The sequence below is a fragment of the Henriciella sp. AS95 genome, from assembly GCF_038900055.1.
Classification (GTDB): Bacteria; Pseudomonadota; Alphaproteobacteria; order Caulobacterales; family Hyphomonadaceae; genus Henriciella.
The window spans coordinates 2,681,163-2,699,388 of the sequence record NZ_JBBMQM010000001.1; the positions used below are offsets into that span (position 1 = coordinate 2,681,163).

The window sequence follows — 18,226 nt, forward strand, 5'->3', positions numbered from 1 at the left end:
CGCGTCAGGTCAGCGCCGGGGCTGGCGGGTCATCTTCCAGGCTCGTGTCATCAGTGGCACTTTCCTCTGATTCCTCGGCTTCGCTGACGGCTCCTTCAGCCGAGCATGCATCGGTGTTTGGATCCATAACATCGTGGACGATGTCTTCGTCATCAGTCTCACACGGTTTGCGACCTTCCAGGAAGGTATCGAGCCATTCCAACTCCGGCGTCCGTTCTGAAAACGCCTTGAGAGCGATAAGCATCGGCGTGGACAAAAGCATGCCAACGAAGGACCACAGCCAGGCCCAGAAAGCGAGCGAGATAAAAACCGCTACGGCATTCAGTCTCAGCCGGCGGCCCACGGCGACGGGGGTCACAAACTGGCCTTCGATCGTATTGATAAGCCAATAGGCAAGCGGCGGCGCGAGAGACATCCAGAAATTGTCGTAGGTGACAATGCCCATGACAAAGGCCAGTCCGATGCCAAAGATCGAGCCGATATAGGGAATGTAGTTCAGAGCGAAGGCCGCAACGCCAAAGAAGATGGGATCCGGCATACCGATCACCCACATCGCCGTGCCGATCAGCACCCCGAGCGCGAGATTGATCGCCGTAATTGTGAGCAGGTAAGTGGAGAGCTGGTTCTCCATTTCACGCGCGATGCGCAGCGATTTTTTCTTCGCCGCCGCATTCGGCATCACCTGAACGAGCTTCTCGTAGAACAGGTCTCCAGACGCGATCAGGAAGGTCGCCAGCACGACCGCCAACATGATCTGACCGAGAATATATGGCGTTGTTTCAGCCCAGAGACTGAAGACGCCCTCTTCCCGGATCACAACACGCTCGGGCGCGTTTGCGGCACTGTTCTGCTGCATGGCTTCGAGTTGTTCGCCTGCCTGGCGAACAGGCTCCAGCACACCCGTCAGATCATCAATGCGCTCCTGCACCTTGTTCATCAGCTGCGGCTCGTCACTGAGAAGCGTGGCCAGTGAATTTGAAATCATGAAAAGCGTGATCGCGCCAGCGGCACAAAGGAGCGTCATGATGATCGCAGCGGCGAATGGTGGCGCGATGCCAATGCTGCCCATTGCGCGGCGGATCGGACTTAGAATGAGAGCAAGCAGGACGGCAAAGACAACTGGGATAAAGAAGGCCTGCGCATAACCCAGCGCCATAATCGCCGCAAAAACGAAAAGACCTATGATCGCCCAATGAGTATAGGCCGTGCCCGGCTGGGCTGATAAAAATCCTCGTTTCAAACCGTCGTCATCCCGTTTTTTCGATGGTACTCCGCCGGATCGGAGCATGAACACTAAACGACGATAGTGCGCTGTCAGTTCCGCCCGCTTTAGTTGTGCCGGTATCTTGAGCGCTGCAGCTCGTCGCGGGATACTGCGATAGTAAACGATCAGGGGGCTCGCGAACGTGGCCAAACCATTCCGCTGGGACTTTGCGAAACGCGAACAGCTTGGCGGCTGGATCGACCGGGCCAGCGACTTTCACCCGCCACACCCGGAAGATCTCGACACGCTGCGCGAGACGGCCGCCCGCATCCTCGCCATGAGCGACGGGGCCGATCTCGCTTTCATCGGGCGGTCACCGGAGAATTTCTACGATTACCTTTCGGGCATCTTTGACGGCATTGAGGGCGCGCCGGCGCTCAGTCTCGTGCCCTTCTCGATGCGCGGGCTCGGCGTGGGCGGTGTCGACGCCATCGCGCCTCACAAGTTTGAGGGTTTGCGGGCCGCCCTGGAGGCGCAGGGCGTGCGGCCATCCGCCATCGCGAAAGGCGGGGCCGCGCTCTGCCTCGTCGATGCCGTCGCCTATGGCGGCACGTTCGAGTCCTTCGTGACCGTGCTTCACCGCATTGCCCGCGAGGACGGGACAGACTGGAATGCAGTGCAGCGCAAGCTGCGCATCATCGGGCTGAGGGTGCGCACCAAGAACAGCCCCAAGACCTGGCGCTGGCAGCAGCATCAGCGCTGGCTAGACCTCGTACCGGACATGTCGATCAAGAATGTCTCCGTACCGGACGGCTACCTGTTCCTGCTGGCGAGCGGCCCGGACAAGGTAACCCGGTCCTTCCATGAAGGCCGCTGGGACGAGGACCAGTCGGGCGCCGCCCCGCCGAGCGAGGATCAGCTGCGCGGCATGGCGCTCGCCGCCTGGCTCTATGACCTTGGCCAGACACGCGAGGAACGTCATACCCTGGCGGGCCTGATCGCCGCCCGCCCCGAAATGAAGCAGGCCGCGACCCGCGCACTCGTCACCGCTCTGCGGCGCGGACACTAGTCGAAGACGACAACCTGGCGGGCGACCGTGCCTTTATTGTCTTTCAAGTTCTGAAGGGCATCGGTGATGCCATCGATACCGATACGATCAGAAACGAGGTCATCGAGATGCAGTCGGCCCTGCTTGTAGAGCTCGATCAGGCGCGGGAAATCGATGCGGAAACGGTTCGATCCCATGATCGCTCCCTGCAAGCGCTTTTCGGTCACCATCAGTTCGATGCCCGGCACTTCAATGTTCACACCGGGCGGTATCATACCGATGATGGTGGACACACCGCGCGGACGCAGCATCAGATAGGACTGCTCGGCCGTGAGCTTCAGTCCAATACACTCGAAGGAATAGTGGACACCTCCGCCGGTCAGTTCTTTGACCTGTTCAACCGGATTACCATTCTTCGGATTGACGAAGTCGGTCGCCCCGAACGTCTTGGCCATTTTGAGCTTGTCGTCGGACAGATCGACCGCAATGATCCGCGACGCGCCGGCAATCGCTGCGCCGTTTATCGTCGACAGGCCGACACCGCCACACCCAATAACCGCCACTGTCGACCCCGGTTCGACCTTGGCCGCATGGAACACCGATCCGACCCCGGTGATCACGCCGCAACCGATCAACGCCGCTCGGTCCATCGGCATCTCGGGGTCGATGGCGCAGAGCGTATTTTCATGCACCAGGATCTGTTCGGCAAAGGATGAGAGGTTGAGAAACTGGTTGACCTTCTCTTTGCCGATCGCCAGGCGCGGCGCCTCCGTCGGTTCACGGTTGAACAGGGGGCGGTTCACCGTGTGGCAGACCGACATGTGTCCCGACAGGCAATATTCGCACGCCCCGCAGAAAGGCGAGAGGATCGAAACGACATGATCGCCCGGTTTTACCGCGCTCACCATGCTGCCGACTTGCTCAACGATGCCGGCGCTCTCATGGCCGAGGATGACCGGCGCCTCTATCGGGAAATCGCCATCCCAGAAATGAACGTCCGAATGACAGACACCGGCCGCCTTTACACGCACCAGAACCTCGCGTGGTCCGGGTTTTGAGACGGTAACGTCTTCTATCGACAGAGGCTTGTTCGCCTCCCGCATCACGGCAGCTCTCATGGTGTTTCCTCCTGTTGTCTGAAGCGCTCTGATGGCGCTTGTTGGCCGTGACGTTTGCCCAAACCCCGCCCCTTGACCAGAGGAGTCGCAGGGGAAGGGTGACCCGCCGCGCAATCAGTGGTTAGATCGCCCGAGGGCGGCATGGCATCAGGAGGGTCTGCTTGGCAGGGGGCGTAGACGGTATCAGCCAGGACTGGTGGGACCGCTGGTGGGAAGACGACTGGAGCTGGGAGGGGCTGGCGAAGAAGCCGTGGGACGGTTGGGTGGTGCCCGAGCCGGGTGCAGAGCCGGTGCTGGATGAGGAATATAACGGGTTCAATCATCCCGATTTGAAATCGCGTTTCGGACCTGAAGCGCGGACAGCCACCCTTCAGGATTATTGGCGCGATCAGGAACAGTGCCTTGAGAAAGGGCCGGGCGGCGTCAGCTTCACTCGCCTGCACCTGCCCTTCGAATGGCAGGATGGCACGCCGACAGGCAAAGCCGACTGGCCCTCAAATGCCTTGAATGCTCTGATAGAGAGTCGGCTGAATCAGGTCGCCGACCGCGCTTTCGAAGCGGAGACGTCACTTCAAATCCTCTGGCGCGCCCAATTCCAGGGCGGTGTTTTCCTTCGGTTTCGTCCGAGCGAGCTTGACTTATACCCTCGCTCACGATCGGAACGCCCACAACTCGCTATCCGTTGTGACACTTGTGCCTTTGCCGGTCCCGCCGGGTTCACCGAGGCCGCCTTTGCCGGTCACGCCTGGTTCAGCGAGGCCGCCTTTGCCGGTCACGCCTGGTTCAGCGAGGCCACCTTTGCCGGTCCCGCCTGGTTCGACAAGGCCGCCTTTGCCGGTCCCGCCTCGTTCGACAAGGCCGCCTTTGCCGGTCCCGCCGGGTTCACCGAGGCCGCCTTTGCCGGTCCCGCCTCGTTCGACAAGGCCGCCTTTGCCGGTCCCGCCTGGTTCAACAAGGCCGCCTTTGCCGGTCCCGCCTCGTTCAACAAGGCCGCCTTTGCCGGTCCCGCCTCGTTCGACAAGGCCGCCTTTGCCGGTCACGCCTGGTTCAGCGAGGCCGCCTTTGCCGGTCCCGCCTGGTTCACCGAGGCCGCCTTTGCCGGTCACGCCTGGTTCACCGGCAAAGGCACAAGTGTCACAACGGACCCTATCAAAGGGAATTTGCAGCTTGATCCGGCGGCTGCACCAAAAGCAGAAGAGTCACAGACAGGCCAACTCCATTTTCCGGAGCAGACAAGCTGGCTTGCCAAGCGATCTTTTCCGAATGCGTCTTTTAAGCAGGCTGTCTTTCTGGACAGAGCGCGGTTCGATAATCGCGACTTTCTCTCAGATACATCTTTCAAGAATGCGATCTTTCTGCGTGAAGCCGAGGTCCATGACAGCAAGCTGCACCGCGGCATCTCCTTTCGCGATACGCAGATGAAGTCAGGGCTGGAGCGAGGAAAAGCGGTTCCGGAAATTGAGCCACAATTCCAGCACAGCTGGGACGCTGCGTTAGAGCGCCTTCATGGCGCCGAAAAACGCGCCGCCGAAATACGAGGTAAACCCGTTTTAGATTTCGAGACGTGGAAAAAGGACTTCACTCAAAAGCGGCGGACCGCTGAAGATGACTTCAGCACATCACCGCAGCACGAACAGTCCACCTATTTCGGGCGTCTGGAAGACTGTTACCGCACGCTGAAACAGCTCATGGAAGACAAGCGCGACCGGGGACAGGAAGCGCACTTCTTCAAGCTTGAACTGAAAGCCAGACGCAATCGGCGCGACCGGCATGTCCCTTGGTGGGAACGGCAGGCGTCCGATGTCTATGGCGCGATTTCGGATTTCGGCACATCGATCTTCCGGCCTCTGGTCTGGCTGACCGGATCGGTCTTCGCCTTCGCTATCGCCTATTGGATAATGGGGACATGGTTTGCCTTCTCCCCCTCCTGGCAGGGCTGGGGCGATGCGCTGTCCTTCTCCTTCGGGCGCGTCCTGCCTTTCGGGCCATGGAGCGAACCGGATGCCTGCGGCCTGATGGGCCGCCTGCTGGACCTTTCACCACAGCCGGGCGCTGCGCCTTGCCCGCTTCAGGACGGGGCCGACTATACGATGCGGGGCGGCACACCCATCTGGGTGCGCTTGCTCGCATCCGTCCAGTCGCTCACCGCCATCATCCTGGTCTTCCTGTCCGGCCTTGCGGTGCGCCGGAAATTCCAGATCAACTGAGGCCTACTTCCCCACGCACCAGCGCATGATCGCCTTCTGGGCATGGAGGCGGTTTTCGGCTTCGTCGAAGACCAGGGAATTCGGGCCGTCGATCACTTCGCTATCGACCTCTTCGCCCCTGTGGGCCGGTAGGCAGTGCAGGAATTTCGCGCCGCCCTGAGCGAGATCCATCAGCTCTTCGGTGACGGCGTAGGGCTCGAGTTCTTCCAGACGCTCATCAGCGTCCACGTCGCCCATGGACACGAACGTATCTGCGATCACGACATCAGCCCCTTCGACGGCATCCTCCGCGCTATCGAACAGTTCGATCCGCCCCTGCATCTCCCGCGCAAGCTCGACATCGTCATCATCCGGCGCGTAGCGGTCCGGCGTGCCGATCGCCAGAGAGAAGCCGAACTTCGGCGCGGCGTGAATGAAGGAGGAGCAGACATTGTTGCCATCGCCCACCCAGGCCAGCCGTGCCCCCTTCAGGTCCAGGCCATGCTCTTCCAGCGTCATCAGATCCGCCATGATCTGGCAGGGATGCGAGCGGTTGGTCAGGCCGTTGATCACGGGAACGGATGCCGCATCGGCGAAGTCTTCGACGTCGGTGTGATCGTTCGCGCGGATCATGATCATGTCGACATAACGCGACAGGACCCGCGCTGTGTCACCAATGCTCTCGCCGCGCCCGAGCTGCATGTCATTGGCGTTGAGAACGATTGATGAGCCGCCGAGCTGACGAATGCCGACATCAAAGCTCGTGCGCGTGCGGGTGGAAGACTTCTCGAAGATCATTGCCAGGATATGGCCGTCCAGTGGCGCTCCTTCGTCGATCTTGCCTTTCGGCCAGCCGGCACGGGCCCGCTTCATTGCGTGCGCTTCGTCCAGCATCGAGCGAAGCTCGCTTGCTTCAAGCTGCCAGAGATCGAGAAAATGCCGTATCGCCATGGCCCGAATCCTCCTGTCCTCTCAGGAAAACCAAACGGCGCGCATAATGGAAAATCGCCGCCATGCATAGACCACTGAATAAAAACAGTTCTGCGGGAACCAACAACACAACCGCGAGTTCTCTTCCATTCTGCCAACACAGCCATGTGTTGTGCGGGCATAATATCGATTGCCACAGGCTTCGGTCTGTCGCCGACAGGCTGAGGGAGCCACGCACATACAGATGACCGGCCTAAGAGCGCGTCTGCGCACCGATACACGCAAACAGCACGAGCATATCGATTCCTTATACAGTCAGTACGATTTATCCACGCGGAGCGGCTTGGCGAGCCTCCTCCATGCCCACGCCATTGCCCTGTCCTGGTGTTATGACGCCATCCCGAACTCAATGATGATGTACCGGCGAGCCATATGTGAGCTGATCGGCGCGATCGCGGCAGACCTTGCCCAGCTTGATCAACCGCCTGTCACACATTGGCCGACCTGTCCGGACACCCCAGCCCCTCATCCGCTCGGCATCGTCTATGTGGTTGCCGGCTCTCGTCTTGGCGGTCGAATGCTTGTTCGTCAGGTCGAGGCATCACCGGACAAGGCCGTTGCAGCAGCGACAGATTATTTTACCTGCAATACCGGCGATGAACTCTGGCGCAACGTATTGCTCGAACTGCGTAACTGGCATGGAAATGACCGGGAAAGCGACCGTATTATTACGGGCGCGCGCGAAACCTTTGAATGGTTTGCCATTGCACAAACTGAAACAGAAAAGGGCCGGGTTGCGGCATGACGAACACGACAGTTTCGCCAGACACCAAGATCGACCTCTCCAATTGCGATCGCGAGCCAATTCATATTCTTGGCCATGTCCAGCAGTTCGGCTGCCTGATTGCCGTAAACTCCGATTGGATCATCTCCCATGCGTCGGACAATACGAGCGCATTCCTGGAGCTGAATGCGAAGGACATTATCGGCGATAGCCTGTCCGACATTTTCGACAGCGCAGCGCTTGGTCAGATACGGGCGCGCTTGCAGCAACTCGACAGTCCGGACGCGGTAGAGCGCCTGTTTGGCCTGTCTCTGCTTCCGGGGAATGATCGCCGGTTCAACGCCGGTGTTCACCGCTCTGGCCCATACGTCATCATAGAAATAGAGGCTGGCGGAGACGACAAGCGAACCGACTACACCTCCTATGTCCGCCCCATGATCGATCGCGTCCGACGCGCCCGGACAGTCGAGGAACTCTGCAAGATCGCAGCGCGGCAGATGAAGGCACTGACCGGTTTTGACCGCGTGATGGTCTATCGCTTTGCGGCCGACCAGTCTGGCGAAGTGATCGCGGAAGCTGTCAGCCCAAACATCGATTCCTTTCTTGGCCTCCACTATCCAGCCAGCGATATTCCCCAGCAGGCGCGCGACCTTTATCGCCGCAACCTGCTGCGCATTATCTCCAATGTGAACGAGAAGGTTTCGCCCATCATTCCGGAACGGTCCCCGGATGGCGAACCACTGGACCTGTCCATGAGTGGCCTGCGCGCGGTTTCTCCGATCCACATTGAATATCTCAAGAATATGGGCGTCGAGGCGTCGCTTTCGGTGTCGATCCTGCGCCGCGAAAAACTGTGGGGGCTGTTTGCCTGCCACCATTATTCGCCGCGCGTACTGCCTTATGAAATTCGGTCGGCGGCCGAACTGTTTGCCCAGCTGTTCAGCTTCATCCTCGACCAGATTCTCACCGACTCCGCGAACGCCCAGTCGCAGCGCACGCAAGTGCTTCACGACCAGCTGATGTCGCAACTCGCCGGCGGGCGCTCCGTGAAGGAGCACTTCCCTGCTGTCGTCGATGCACTGTCATCCGTCATCGAGAACGATGGGGTTGCAGCCTGGGTGGACGGAGAGTTTCTGTCACTTGGCACGACACCGACGCGCGAAGAATTCATGGGCATCGTCCGGATGCTCCACACGACAGCCGGGGGCCGCGTCTTCGCGACCGATGAACTGGGCGAAGTGCACCCACCCGCCAGGGACTATCTTGACCGCGCAGCAGGCCTTCTTGCCGTTCCAGTGTCGCGACGGCCTCGCGACTACATCGTGCTCTTTCGCCAGGAGATCAACAAGAGTGTGAAATGGGCGGGCAATCCTGAAAAACCCGTCACGCTTGGCCCGAATGGACCGCGCCTCACGCCGCGCAAGAGCTTTGAGCTCTGGCAGGAAACCGTCCACGGACAAAGCGAACCATGGACGAGTGCACAGGTCAGCGCAGCCGAACAGCTTCGCGTCACGCTGCTGGAAGTCGTGCTGCGCATGTCTGATGCAGCCCATCAGGACCGTATTCGCGCCAATGAGCGCCAGGAATTGCTGATTGCGGAACTCAATCACCGGGTCCGCAACATCCTCAACCTCATTCGCGGTGTCGTTGCTCAGAGCGCCAAGGATGCAGCTTCAGTCAGCGAACTCTCAACCGTGATCGGCGGTAGAATCCATGCGCTTGGCCGGGCCCACGATCAGCTGACGCAGGACAATTGGGCTCCGTCTTCACTGTTTGGACTGATCCGCACTGAAGTCGACGCTTATCTCGGCAAGAAGGCTTCCCGCGTCCGCATTTCGGGCCCAGATGCCATGCTGACACCAACCGCTTTCAGCACAATGTCGCTCGTGATCCACGAGATGACGACGAACTCTGCCAAATATGGCGCCCTTGCCGATTCGCGTGGAGAGATAGCCATCACCACGCAGGAAGCTGACGATGGCAGCCTCGCGATTTCCTGGCGCGAGTCAGGCGGTCCCGCCGTTCAGGCACCAACCCGCAAGGGCTTTGGCACGACGATCATCGAAAATTCCATTCCCCACGAACTGTCTGGCACAGCCGAAACGCGTTACGCGCTAACCGGGCTGGAAGCGGACTTCACGGTTCCGGCGAAGTTCGTCTCAAGCTTCAATGCCGCATCGTCGCCCACCCCTGAAGCGGCCAGCAAGCCGCCTGGCAAGCCAGCCGGCGGCATCGAAATGGGCAATGTGCTGATTGTGGAAGACAATATGATCATCGCATTGGACGCCGAAGATCTCCTTCGTAACGCCGGTGCCGAAAGCGTGCTGGTGTCCAGTTCAGTCGAGGAAGCTCAACGCGAACTCGATTCGAATGACATCGCGTTCGCACTTCTCGACGTCAATCTCGGGAGCGAGACCAGCGAACCGATTGCAGCTGCGCTCAGCGAGAATGGAACGCCCTTTGTCTTCGCGACCGGCTATGGCGACTCCGCCGCCCTCGCCAGCAAATTTCCCGGCGCCCCTATTCTGCAGAAGCCATATGACGAGAACAGCCTGACGGACGCGATCGCAGCCGCACTAAAAGGCTAGGCAGCCGGGTTTAGCCCGCTTGTCTCAAAGCTGTTCCTCTTTAAACATGTCTGCATGATTGCCGTTCCCACTGCTGCTGCGCCAGCATCTTCCGATCCGCCAGCCGATGGCCCACTTCTGTTTGGGTGTGTGCTTGACGGTCATGGCGGCTGCTCGAATGTCGACTGGCAAACAGCGCAACACTGGAAGCCCGCGGGCAATGAGCAAGCCCTTTGGTTGCATCTCGACCGTGTTTACGACGGTCTGGACGACTGGCTGGAAGACAGGCTCGACCTGAGTGAAGCGACGGCGGAGCTTCTGCTGTCGAACGAGACAAGGCCGCGTGCCTTCTGCGTCGGCGAAAGCCTTATCACCGTGCTACGCGGCATCAATTTCAATCCGGGCGCGGAACCGGAAGACATGATTGCGATGCAAATCTGGTGCGATGGGCAAAGGCTGATCACACTGCGCCGTCGCCGTCTGCAAACGCCTCGCGATATCCACGCTGAACTGATCGCAGGAAATGGCCCTTCTTCAATTGGCGACCTGTTCACCTGGCTGCTGGAGCAGATGGTGGCCAAGATGAGCCACGCCATCGTTGATATGAACGACCATATCGATGCCATGGAAGATCAGAGCGAGGATGAGCGCGATACCGACGCCATGCTGACCAAGATCGCCGATATCCGGCGAAATTGTCTTGCGCTGAAACGCTATATGTCCCCGCAGCATGAAGCGCTTCAGCACATTCAGAAGAGCCCGCCATCCTGGCTCACAGAAGATAACCTCGCCGACATCCGCGAAACGGGTGAACGGCTCGCGCGCTATCTTGACGACCTCGATGTCTCGAAGGAAAGCGCCCTGGTCCTGCAGGATGACCTGAATAACCGCGCCGCTGCCAAGATGAACCAGACCATGTACATGCTCTCCATCGTTGCGGCGATCTTTCTTCCCCTCGGTTTCATCACCGGACTTCTCGGCATCAATGTCGGCGGCATGCCGGGTGTCGATTCCGGCTATGCATTCTGGCTCACCGTCGGCATGCTGGCCGTGATGATGGGACTTCAATTCTGGATATTCAGGAAACTCAAATGGCTTTGACCGGACTTATCCTCACCCTCGCGCAGCAGGCTACCGATCCGGAAGCCCCAGCGACCGGGGCGCAAGGGGGTGAAGGCGAAGCGGCCGTTAAATCTCATCTCGACTGGGACTCGATCCAGCAACAGGCGGTCGAGGCATTCCACGCCTTTCAGGAGCAATTCATCTCATGGGGATCGCTCTGGCAGGTCCTGGCCGTTCTGGGCGCTATCGTGCTTGGCTACATCCTGTCCCGCTTTCCGACGGGCCGCCTGCGGAAGACGGCAGAGGCGCGCGAACACAAGGACATTATCTACCGGCTTGTAAAATCCATCGCCCGTATCCTGTGGCCGGCCTTTACGGTGATTTTTCTCTGGATCAGCACCGCTGTCTTCGAAGCACTGGAGCTGCGCAATGAAGGCTTGCGCATAGCGGCCAGCCTGCTCAATGCCTGGATCGTGGTCCGCTTCGTAACCTCCAACATGAAACCGGGCTTCTGGCAGACATTCATTGCGATCGTCGCCTGGACCATTGCAGCGCTCTATATCCTGCGCCTGCTCGATCCGGTCGTCGATGCGCTGAACGCGGCCGCCTTCTCGGTCGGCGGCGTGAAAATTACCGCGATGCGCGTGATCACCTCGATCTTTATTGCCATTGTCGCGCTCTGGCTTGGCCGTGTCGCAGGCGACGCCGCCCAGTCGCAGCTCAAATCGACCAAGACGCTGAACCCCTCCATGGCGGGCCTCCTGGGGCAAGTGCTCAAGGTCGCCTTCATGGCAGCCGCGATCCTGATCGCCCTCTCCACGCTAGGCATCAATCTGACCGCGCTAACCGTCTTTGGCGGCGCCCTCGGCGTCGGTATCGGTTTCGGCCTTCAATCGATTTTCTCGAACTTCATTTCGGGCATCATCATCCTGTTCGAGCGCTCAGTGAAAGTCGGCGATTTCATCGAGCTTCAGTCCGACGTGACGGGTCTCGTCAAGGAGATCAACATCCGCTCGACCCTCATCACGACCAATGACAATGTCGACATCCTCGTCCCCAATGAAGAGTTCATCAAGGCGCAGGTCATCAACTGGACGCTGCGCGACGCCCGCCGCCGGATGCGCGTCGGGTTTGGTGTTGCCTATGGCACGGACAAGGAACTGGTTAAGAAAGCCGCGCTGGAAGCTGCAGAAGCCGTAGAATGGACGTTCAGCGGCATTCCGGGACGCGAGCCGCAAGTCTGGTTGATCGGCTTCGGCGACTCCAGCCTCGATTTCGAACTGGTCGTCTGGCTGACGGAAGAAGCGGTTAAAAAACCCGCACGCGTAAAAGCGGATTACTACTGGGAACTGCACACGGCGCTCTACAAATACGAGATCGAGATTCCGTTCCCACAGCGCGATATCAACTTCCGCAATGTTGGCGAGTTCACCATGCTCAAGGACGGTGCGCAGGTCAGCGAAAGCAAACCGAAACCAGCGCCCGCCGAGCAGCCCTCATCGTCATCCCCGGCGAAATCAGAGCCGACTGGCGGATCGTCCGAACTCCCTGATGGCACCGACGCTGACGGAGATTCGGGCGACTAATCTAGCCAGTTCATGGCAGCCTGAAGGGCAAGATCCGCACCGTCCCCATTGTCTGCAATGACAGGATATGGCGGTCGCCAGTGGTGCCGGCTTTCGCCCCGGATGTGCAGCAGGTCGTATGTTGGAAAACGGACGCTCCAGCCACTGCCTGGAAGCTCGAAGCCTTCAACACCACCCGCGAGCCCGGCCATGCTGGTGCCAAAGACGCGGCCGCGTTTTAGCCCGTCAAAGCCAATCGCCATGCCTTCCCCCATGCTTCCGGTCCACCGCCCTACAAGCACAGCGACCTTTCCTCGGACCCGCCACGGACCTCTGGACGCCACGTACCTTGTTCGCTCGCCGCGCCAGCGTGGACCTGATCGCTGATAGGGCTTCACGCCGCCAATAAAACGACCGAGAATGGGTTCGGCCGTTGCCGTATTGCCGCCGCCTGGGGTGTTTCGCAGGTCGATAATCCAACGCTTCGCGCCTTTGAGCGTATCAAGCGCCGCGTCGAACGCTTCAACGGTATCCTCATTTCCAAGCGCATCCTCGATCCGCAGATACCCGATCTTGCCGGGCAGCAATCGCGCGGTCACCAGCGCCTCCGCCGCGTCGGGTTCAGGGTCTCCCAGGTCGAGGTCGATCAATTCGCGCCCTCGCTGCACGACTAGACGCCTCTCCGCGCCCCGGTAACCGGCCCCCTGCGCATTCAGCGCCCAAGTAAGCCGTGTCGCTGAAACGACATTTGTGGCAGCCCGGATACGTTCGCTCGCAGCGGCAAGTGGCGGCTGACCGTTTATCTGGCGCACCACGTCGCCCACGCGCAAACCAGCAGCAGCGGCGCCGGACCCAGGCCGAACGGCCAGCACGACAGGCACGCCGGACTCCATGCTCATCCAATAGTCGCTACCGGAAGGCACAAGGCGCGGCGACGTCGATGAGTTGATGTTGAGAGAGACGTGATTGTCGTAGAGTTGGTCCACCATCCGCTCCAGCACGGCGAGGTGACCGGATGTCGTCTGCGCGGCCGGCGTTTCGGCTTCCTCCAGCGCGAGGCTGCAGGTTTGCGCCCAGATCTCGGCGCGGCTCTCGAAATAGGCATATCGAGACCGAACCAGCTCGCAGAAAGCAAGCACATCGGCTTTGACTTCTCTCGTTTCTTCGCTGTCGACAGGCTCTTCCAGCGCATATGAATAAGCGGCGGAGAATGGCGCATTGAGCGCAATCAGGCACAGTCCGGAAACGGTCCAGAACCGGCTCAAATACCGCCTCGCCAAGCTCACCATACGTTAATTTCCTCGACCATTCACGGATCGCGCCGCCCTGATTCTTTCAATTTGCTACGAAGCACCTGGGCTGTCCAACGCGAACAGCTCATGGTTCGACCTACGCCTTCAGTGGCGAATCTTCACGGCTTTGCCGATAACAAATCCGACGACGACACAGGCGATGACCAGGAATATCCGCCGGGTCTCAAAACCCATTCCCAGAAAATTCACCTGAATTATGGCCATGTTTTGAAGTGCGAATACTGCCAGAAGGGCGAGCAGGATCAGAGCGAGCCAGGTTTTAGCGGTTTTCATAATGTCCTCATCATCTCGGTCTCTCAATGAGGTCTATAGGAGAGGCCGCGATAGAGCCGTCAAGCGCGCCGGCCCGGAACGGCTATTGCGCCGCAGCGTTAGGTAGACAATGAATCCATTGAAACTCATCGGAAAAATAAAAGCGTCGCCAACCTATCGGCGGCACTTTCGCCCGGCTGCCAGCCTTATCGCCCGCACAGGTGGAAGGCTTGGACGAGATGATGTGGCGCTGGTTTCTGGCGGCGTCGCCTTCTACGCCTTTCTTTCGATTTTTCCGGCCGTCGCAGCCGCCCTCATGGTCTGGGGCATCTTCACCACGTCAGCAGACCTGCGCGAGTACTTTGAAGTGTTGCGCCCGCTGCTGCCAGACGAAGCCTACGCCCTCATCACAGACCAGATGATCCGCATCGCAGACTCGCAATCTTCGGGGCTGTCCTGGGGCGCGGTCGTCTCTCTGGTCGTTGCGCTCTGGTCGGCGTCACGCGGCGCCAATGCCCTGCTTCAGGCTATAGAGGTGACTTATGACCGCCCCGCCAAACGGGGATTTTTCGAACAGAATCTCCTGGCGATCGGCTTCACAGCGGGCGCAATCGTCTTTGCCATTGTCTCGCTTGCCGCCATCGGCGCGGTTCCGCCAATCATTGAGGCCCTACAACTCGGCGCTGTTCTTGACGCCTTCCTTCGCATCTTGCGTTGGCTGGGCATGATCGCGCTCTTCCTGGTTGGCATTTACGCATTTCTCAGGACCGCGCGCCCGCACGGCGTTCGCCGCAACGAATCATCCGCCCGCCCAATCCTGCCTGGCGCTCTCGTCGCTGCCAGTATCTGGCTTATCGCTTCGATCGCCTTTTCATTCTATCTGTCCGCTTTCGCCGACTATAACGAAACCTTTGGCTCACTCGGCGCCGTCGCTGCCCTGCTGATGTGGTTATGGCTTTCAGCCTTTGCGATCTGTACGGGCGCTGAAACCAATGGTGTGCTCAGTCGCAAGGATCGGGGTATCGATACCGAGGCGGCCTATGATCAGGCTCCCGAGCCGGAAGAAGACCATCCGAAAATGAACGTCTAGGCATTCGCACTGACCGCAACGTCACCTCTTGTCGAAGGCTCCGCGACCGATACGCTGCGCGCAGAACCGTCTCAGGAGGACTCATCATGAAACTCTACACGTCCGTTGGCCCGAATCCGCAGGTTGTTCGCACTTTCATGGCCGAACGCGGCGTGACGGTGGATACGATCGAAGTTGATCTGATGGGCGGCGAAAATCGCAAGGCCGAGTACCTCAAGGTCAACCCGGCTGGTCAGATGCCCGCATTGGTCCTCGCCGATGGCACGCTGATCACCGAGATTACCGCGATCTGCGAATATCTCGATGAGATCAGCCCGGGCGACAGCCTGATCGGCAGCACGCCCGAGGAACGCGCCATCACCCGGCGCTGGATGCGTTGGACAGATTTCGAAGTGATCGACCCGATGACGCGGGCCTTCCGCTACTCCGAAGGCCTGCAACTCTTCCAGAACCGCCTGCCCTGTTTCCCGGACGCAGCGCCGGGCCTCAAGGAATGCGTGAAGGAAGCGCTGCGCTGGCTCAATGGCCAGATGGACAGCGAGATCTGGCTGACCGGTGACCGCTTCAGCCTCGCCGACATCCTGCTCTTCTCATTCGTTGCGTTCGGCGGACAGGTCGGCCAACCACTGGACCGAAACCTCACAAACCTCGCGGACTGGTATGACCGCATGGAAAAACGAGAGAGCGTGAAGGCCTAAGCATCCCCCTCACCCGCCTGTTCGGCGTCGCAGATGTCGATCAGGCGGTTGAGCTCATCGACAAAATTGTCGAGCCCTCCCTCACCAAATTCGGCGTCAATCTTCTGATTGATCGAAAGCATCTGCTCGCCAGCGCGGCTGATGGCGGCCTGGCCGTCATCCGTGAGCTTCAGCACCCATGCACGGCTGTCAGTCTCGCTGCGGCTCTTCTCCAGCATGCCAAGGCCGATCAGGCGCTTCACCATGGCGGTAATCGCAGAGTCGTTGAGGCGTAGATCGCGCGCGAGGCTGGTCTGGTTCAACTCTTTTGCTGCAGCCACCCGCGTCAGCACACCGAGCTGTGGGGCTGTAATTCCAGCCGCCTCAACGAGTTGGCGGTCCGTCACCTTTCGCAGCTGCTGAGCAGCGATCTGCAGGCGTGAATAGAGCCGCGGATTTTTCGTCTTTGTAACCATGTCCTGCCCTTGCATGCCTCGCCGCCGAGGGATATACTTCACTAGTGAAACAATACGGAATGATCAGCATAAAAGCAAATCATCTCGCACGTTAGAACCAGTCTTAGATCAAACCCCGGAGGAGACAAAAAATGGATACCGGAACCATGGAAAAAATGGACGTTCGCGATCCGCTGAACGATCTGCGCATGTCTGAAGAGGCTGTGCCTCTTTATGAGGCGGTGAAGAAATTCGTGGCGGAAGAAGTCGAGCCGATGAGCGTCAAGTTCCACGAGCTTGGTGAAGGCCGCCCGGATCGCTTTGCCTATGTCGATGGCCAGCTGGAGCTGCTCGACGCCGTGAAGGACAAGGCCAAGGCCCAGGGCCTGTGGAACTTCTTCCTGCCAAACGCGGAGACGGGCGAAGGTCTCTCCAACCTCGACTACGCGTATATTGCTGCCGTTCTCGGCAAGAACCGCCTGGCTTCAGAAAGCCTGAACTGCGCGGCCCCGGACACGGGCAATATGGAAGTGCTCGAGCGCGTCGGCACCGAAGCGCAGAAAGAACAATGGCTGAAGCCGCTCCTGAACGGCGAAATCCGCTCCTGCTTTGCGATGACCGAGCCCGGCACCGCCTGCTCTGATGCTCGCAATGTCCGCACCCAGGCTATCCTGAAAAATGGCGAGTGGACCATCAATGGCGAGAAATACTACGCCTCTGGTGCCGGAGACCCGCGCTGCAAGATCATGATCGTCATGGTCCAGACGGATCCTGACGGCCCAAGCCACCAGCAGCAGTCCCAGATCCTCGTGCCAATGGACACGCCCGGCGTTGAAGTGCTCGGCCCTATGCACGTCTTTGGCGAAGACGACGCCCCGCACGGTCACATGCACATTCGCTTCACGGACGTGAAAGTGCCGGAAGAGAACATCCTGCTCGGCGTTGGCCGCGGGTTTGAAATCTCCCAGCTCCGCCTCGGCCCAGGCCGCATCCACCACTGCATGCGCTCCATCGGCGCGGCAGAGAAAGCCCTCGACCTGATGCTCGAGCGCGGCATGACCCGTGAGGCGTTCGGTCGCCCACTGATCAAGCTCGGCGGCAATCAGGAAATTGTCTCGCGCGCCCGTATCGAAATCGAAGCCATGCGCCTGATGGTGCTGAAGGCTGCGAAGGCGATGGACGTGCTCGGCAACAAGGAAGCTCGCGTCTGGATTTCCATGGTCAAGGCGATGGTGCCGGAACGCGTCTGCAAGATCATCGACGATGCGATCCAGATGCATGGCGCAACCGGCGTGTCCCAGTGGACCCCGCTCGCCAACATGTACACCCAGCAGCGCACGCTGCGCCTGGCTGACGGCCCGGACGAGGTTCACCACATGGTCGTGGGCCGCGCCGAGATCGGCCGCATGGGCATGAAGGGCATGAAGTAAGACTTCGCGCTCACCTGAATGAAGAAAGCCGGCGCCCCAGGTGCCGGCTTTTTTTGTGGCCCCTATCCGCCCTGCTCTTCCAGCCGCCTCAGCGCCACCATGCGGTCGACGAACCAGAGCTTGGCAAGCATGGACACGGTCATTCCGAACACGGTGGGCCAGATTTCTAGCTGCCACAGCCCCCACGCGAAAGGCAGCATGGCGAGCGCGCTTAGGCCGTTGAGCAGGGTTGCCATGCGGGCATGATGGGCCGGTATCGGCTCCCTCTTGCGGGCAAGCCAGATGCGCTCCCCCATGACACCGCGAGACATCCAGTTGTCGAGATTTCGCGGTTCGGGAAAGAGGCGCGGATTGAGCCAGGTCCAGAGGAGCACGAGAACAACAGGCACCAGCGCCCACCAGCCGAGCCAGACGCGGCTCCAGATTGCAAGCGCCAGTGCTGGCAGGGTCGCCACACGGCTCCAGCCGCTCCACGGATTGGCATGGCGACGCCAGGTGGCGTTATCCATGCTCATCAGTTTCTCTGAGGCGTCGCCGAGGTCTAC

Annotated in this window: 16 protein-coding genes; 9 read left to right on the plus strand and 7 right to left on the minus strand. The window is 59.8% G+C overall.

From position 1 onward, the window contains the following. Positions 1-4 precede the first annotated feature (4 nt). Complete coding sequence (locus WNY37_RS13200; protein WP_342973855.1) at positions 5-1,240, minus strand: AI-2E family transporter; 1,236 nt, start codon at positions 1,238-1,240, stop codon at positions 5-7. Positions 1,241-1,406: 166 nt separating this feature from the next. Between WNY37_RS13200 and WNY37_RS13205 the strand changes: the two genes are divergently transcribed. Next, on the plus strand, positions 1,407-2,273 hold the full coding sequence (locus tag WNY37_RS13205) for a hypothetical protein (protein WP_342973856.1): 867 nt from the start codon (positions 1,407-1,409) through the stop codon (positions 2,271-2,273). Here the strand turns inward: WNY37_RS13205 and WNY37_RS13210 are convergent. Further along, on the minus strand, positions 2,270-3,370 hold the full coding sequence (locus WNY37_RS13210) for a Zn-dependent alcohol dehydrogenase (RefSeq protein ID WP_342973857.1): 1,101 nt from the start codon (positions 3,368-3,370) through the stop codon (positions 2,270-2,272). The genes WNY37_RS13205 and WNY37_RS13210 overlap by 4 nt on opposite strands. A 161-nt stretch (positions 3,371-3,531) precedes the next feature. Between WNY37_RS13210 and WNY37_RS13215 the strand changes: the two genes are divergently transcribed. Continuing rightward, positions 3,532-5,577: a pentapeptide repeat-containing protein gene (locus WNY37_RS13215; protein WP_342973858.1), complete on the plus strand. Its 2,046-nt coding sequence runs from the start codon at positions 3,532-3,534 to the stop codon at positions 5,575-5,577. Positions 5,578-5,580: 3 nt separating this feature from the next. Here the strand turns inward: WNY37_RS13215 and argF are convergent, their stop codons facing one another. Next, the gene (gene argF, locus WNY37_RS13220) at positions 5,581-6,507 is read right to left on the minus strand and encodes an ornithine carbamoyltransferase (protein WP_342973859.1); all 927 of its coding nucleotides are present in this window, start codon (positions 6,505-6,507) and stop codon (positions 5,581-5,583) included. Between the two features lie 322 nt (positions 6,508-6,829). Between argF and WNY37_RS13225 the strand changes: the two genes are divergently transcribed. From WNY37_RS13225 to WNY37_RS13240, 4 genes are read left to right on the plus strand one after another with little or no spacing between them, the layout of a single operon-like run. Beyond that, complete coding sequence (locus tag WNY37_RS13225; RefSeq protein ID WP_342973860.1) at positions 6,830-7,291, plus strand: biliverdin-producing heme oxygenase; 462 nt, start codon at positions 6,830-6,832, stop codon at positions 7,289-7,291. Beyond that, complete coding sequence (locus WNY37_RS13230; protein ID WP_342973861.1) at positions 7,288-9,858, plus strand: HWE histidine kinase domain-containing protein; 2,571 nt, start codon at positions 7,288-7,290, stop codon at positions 9,856-9,858. The genes WNY37_RS13225 and WNY37_RS13230 overlap by 4 nt, the downstream gene beginning before the upstream one ends. Before the next feature lie 54 nt (positions 9,859-9,912). Continuing rightward, on the plus strand, positions 9,913-10,938 hold the full coding sequence (locus tag WNY37_RS13235; protein ID WP_342973862.1) for a zinc transporter ZntB: 1,026 nt from the start codon (positions 9,913-9,915) through the stop codon (positions 10,936-10,938). Continuing rightward, a complete protein-coding gene (locus WNY37_RS13240) occupies positions 10,929-12,485 on the plus strand; it encodes a mechanosensitive ion channel domain-containing protein (RefSeq protein WP_342973863.1) in 1,557 nt (518 codons plus the stop codon). Before WNY37_RS13235 ends, WNY37_RS13240 begins: the two co-directional genes overlap by 10 nt. Here the strand turns inward: WNY37_RS13240 and WNY37_RS13245 are convergent. Beyond that, positions 12,482-13,729, minus strand: a complete 1,248-nt coding sequence (locus WNY37_RS13245; RefSeq protein ID WP_342973864.1) for a S41 family peptidase — start codon at positions 13,727-13,729, stop codon at positions 12,482-12,484. The genes WNY37_RS13240 and WNY37_RS13245 overlap by 4 nt on opposite strands. A gap of 132 nt (positions 13,730-13,861) precedes the next feature. After that, entirely contained in the window at positions 13,862-14,050 is a 189-nt protein-coding gene (locus tag WNY37_RS13250; RefSeq protein WP_342973865.1) for a hypothetical protein, read from the minus strand. 109 nt (positions 14,051-14,159) lie between these two features. Between WNY37_RS13250 and WNY37_RS13255 the strand changes: the two genes are divergently transcribed. Further along, entirely contained in the window at positions 14,160-15,119 is a 960-nt protein-coding gene (locus WNY37_RS13255; RefSeq protein ID WP_342973866.1) for a YihY/virulence factor BrkB family protein, read from the plus strand. An 86-nt stretch (positions 15,120-15,205) separates the two neighbouring features. Beyond that, positions 15,206-15,817, plus strand: coding sequence for a glutathione S-transferase family protein (locus WNY37_RS13260; RefSeq protein ID WP_342973867.1), 612 nt, complete (start codon positions 15,206-15,208; stop codon positions 15,815-15,817). On the opposite strand, the gene WNY37_RS13265 is transcribed toward WNY37_RS13260, so the two are convergent. After that, complete coding sequence (locus WNY37_RS13265; RefSeq protein ID WP_342973868.1) at positions 15,814-16,272, minus strand: MarR family winged helix-turn-helix transcriptional regulator; 459 nt, start codon at positions 16,270-16,272, stop codon at positions 15,814-15,816. The two genes, WNY37_RS13260 and WNY37_RS13265, sit on opposite strands and share 4 nt — an antisense overlap. A 131-nt stretch (positions 16,273-16,403) precedes the next feature. Here WNY37_RS13265 and WNY37_RS13270 point away from each other — a divergent pair, with 131 nt between their 5' ends. Next, complete coding sequence (locus tag WNY37_RS13270; RefSeq protein WP_342973869.1) at positions 16,404-17,681, plus strand: acyl-CoA dehydrogenase family protein; 1,278 nt, start codon at positions 16,404-16,406, stop codon at positions 17,679-17,681. Between the two features lie 62 nt (positions 17,682-17,743). Here the strand turns inward: WNY37_RS13270 and WNY37_RS13275 are convergent, their stop codons facing one another. After that, positions 17,744-18,196: a DUF6653 family protein gene (locus WNY37_RS13275; RefSeq protein ID WP_342973870.1), complete on the minus strand. Its 453-nt coding sequence runs from the start codon at positions 18,194-18,196 to the stop codon at positions 17,744-17,746. Positions 18,197-18,226 lie beyond the last annotated feature (30 nt).

What these genes read in the sequence shown, in the direction of transcription:
- WNY37_RS13210 (WP_342973857.1), bottom strand. Translation starts at nt 3,370, where the DNA reads ATGAGAGCTGCCGTGATGCGGGAGGCGAACAAGCCTCTGTCGATAGAA.
- argF (WP_342973859.1), bottom strand. Translation starts at nt 6,507, where the DNA reads ATGGCGATACGGCATTTTCTCGATCTCTGGCAGCTTGAAGCAAGCGAG.
- WNY37_RS13230 (WP_342973861.1), top strand. Translation starts at nt 7,288, where the DNA reads ATGACGAACACGACAGTTTCGCCAGACACCAAGATCGACCTCTCCAAT.
- WNY37_RS13235 (WP_342973862.1), top strand. Translation starts at nt 9,913, where the DNA reads ATGATTGCCGTTCCCACTGCTGCTGCGCCAGCATCTTCCGATCCGCCA.
- WNY37_RS13240 (WP_342973863.1), top strand. Translation starts at nt 10,929, where the DNA reads ATGGCTTTGACCGGACTTATCCTCACCCTCGCGCAGCAGGCTACCGAT.
- WNY37_RS13250 (WP_342973865.1), bottom strand. Translation starts at nt 14,050, where the DNA reads ATGAAAACCGCTAAAACCTGGCTCGCTCTGATCCTGCTCGCCCTTCTG.
- WNY37_RS13255 (WP_342973866.1), top strand. Translation starts at nt 14,160, where the DNA reads ATGAATCCATTGAAACTCATCGGAAAAATAAAAGCGTCGCCAACCTAT.
- WNY37_RS13260 (WP_342973867.1), top strand. Translation starts at nt 15,206, where the DNA reads ATGAAACTCTACACGTCCGTTGGCCCGAATCCGCAGGTTGTTCGCACT.
- WNY37_RS13265 (WP_342973868.1), bottom strand. Translation starts at nt 16,272, where the DNA reads ATGGTTACAAAGACGAAAAATCCGCGGCTCTATTCACGCCTGCAGATC.
- WNY37_RS13270 (WP_342973869.1), top strand. Translation starts at nt 16,404, where the DNA reads ATGGATACCGGAACCATGGAAAAAATGGACGTTCGCGATCCGCTGAAC.
- WNY37_RS13275 (WP_342973870.1), bottom strand. Translation starts at nt 18,196, where the DNA reads ATGAGCATGGATAACGCCACCTGGCGTCGCCATGCCAATCCGTGGAGC.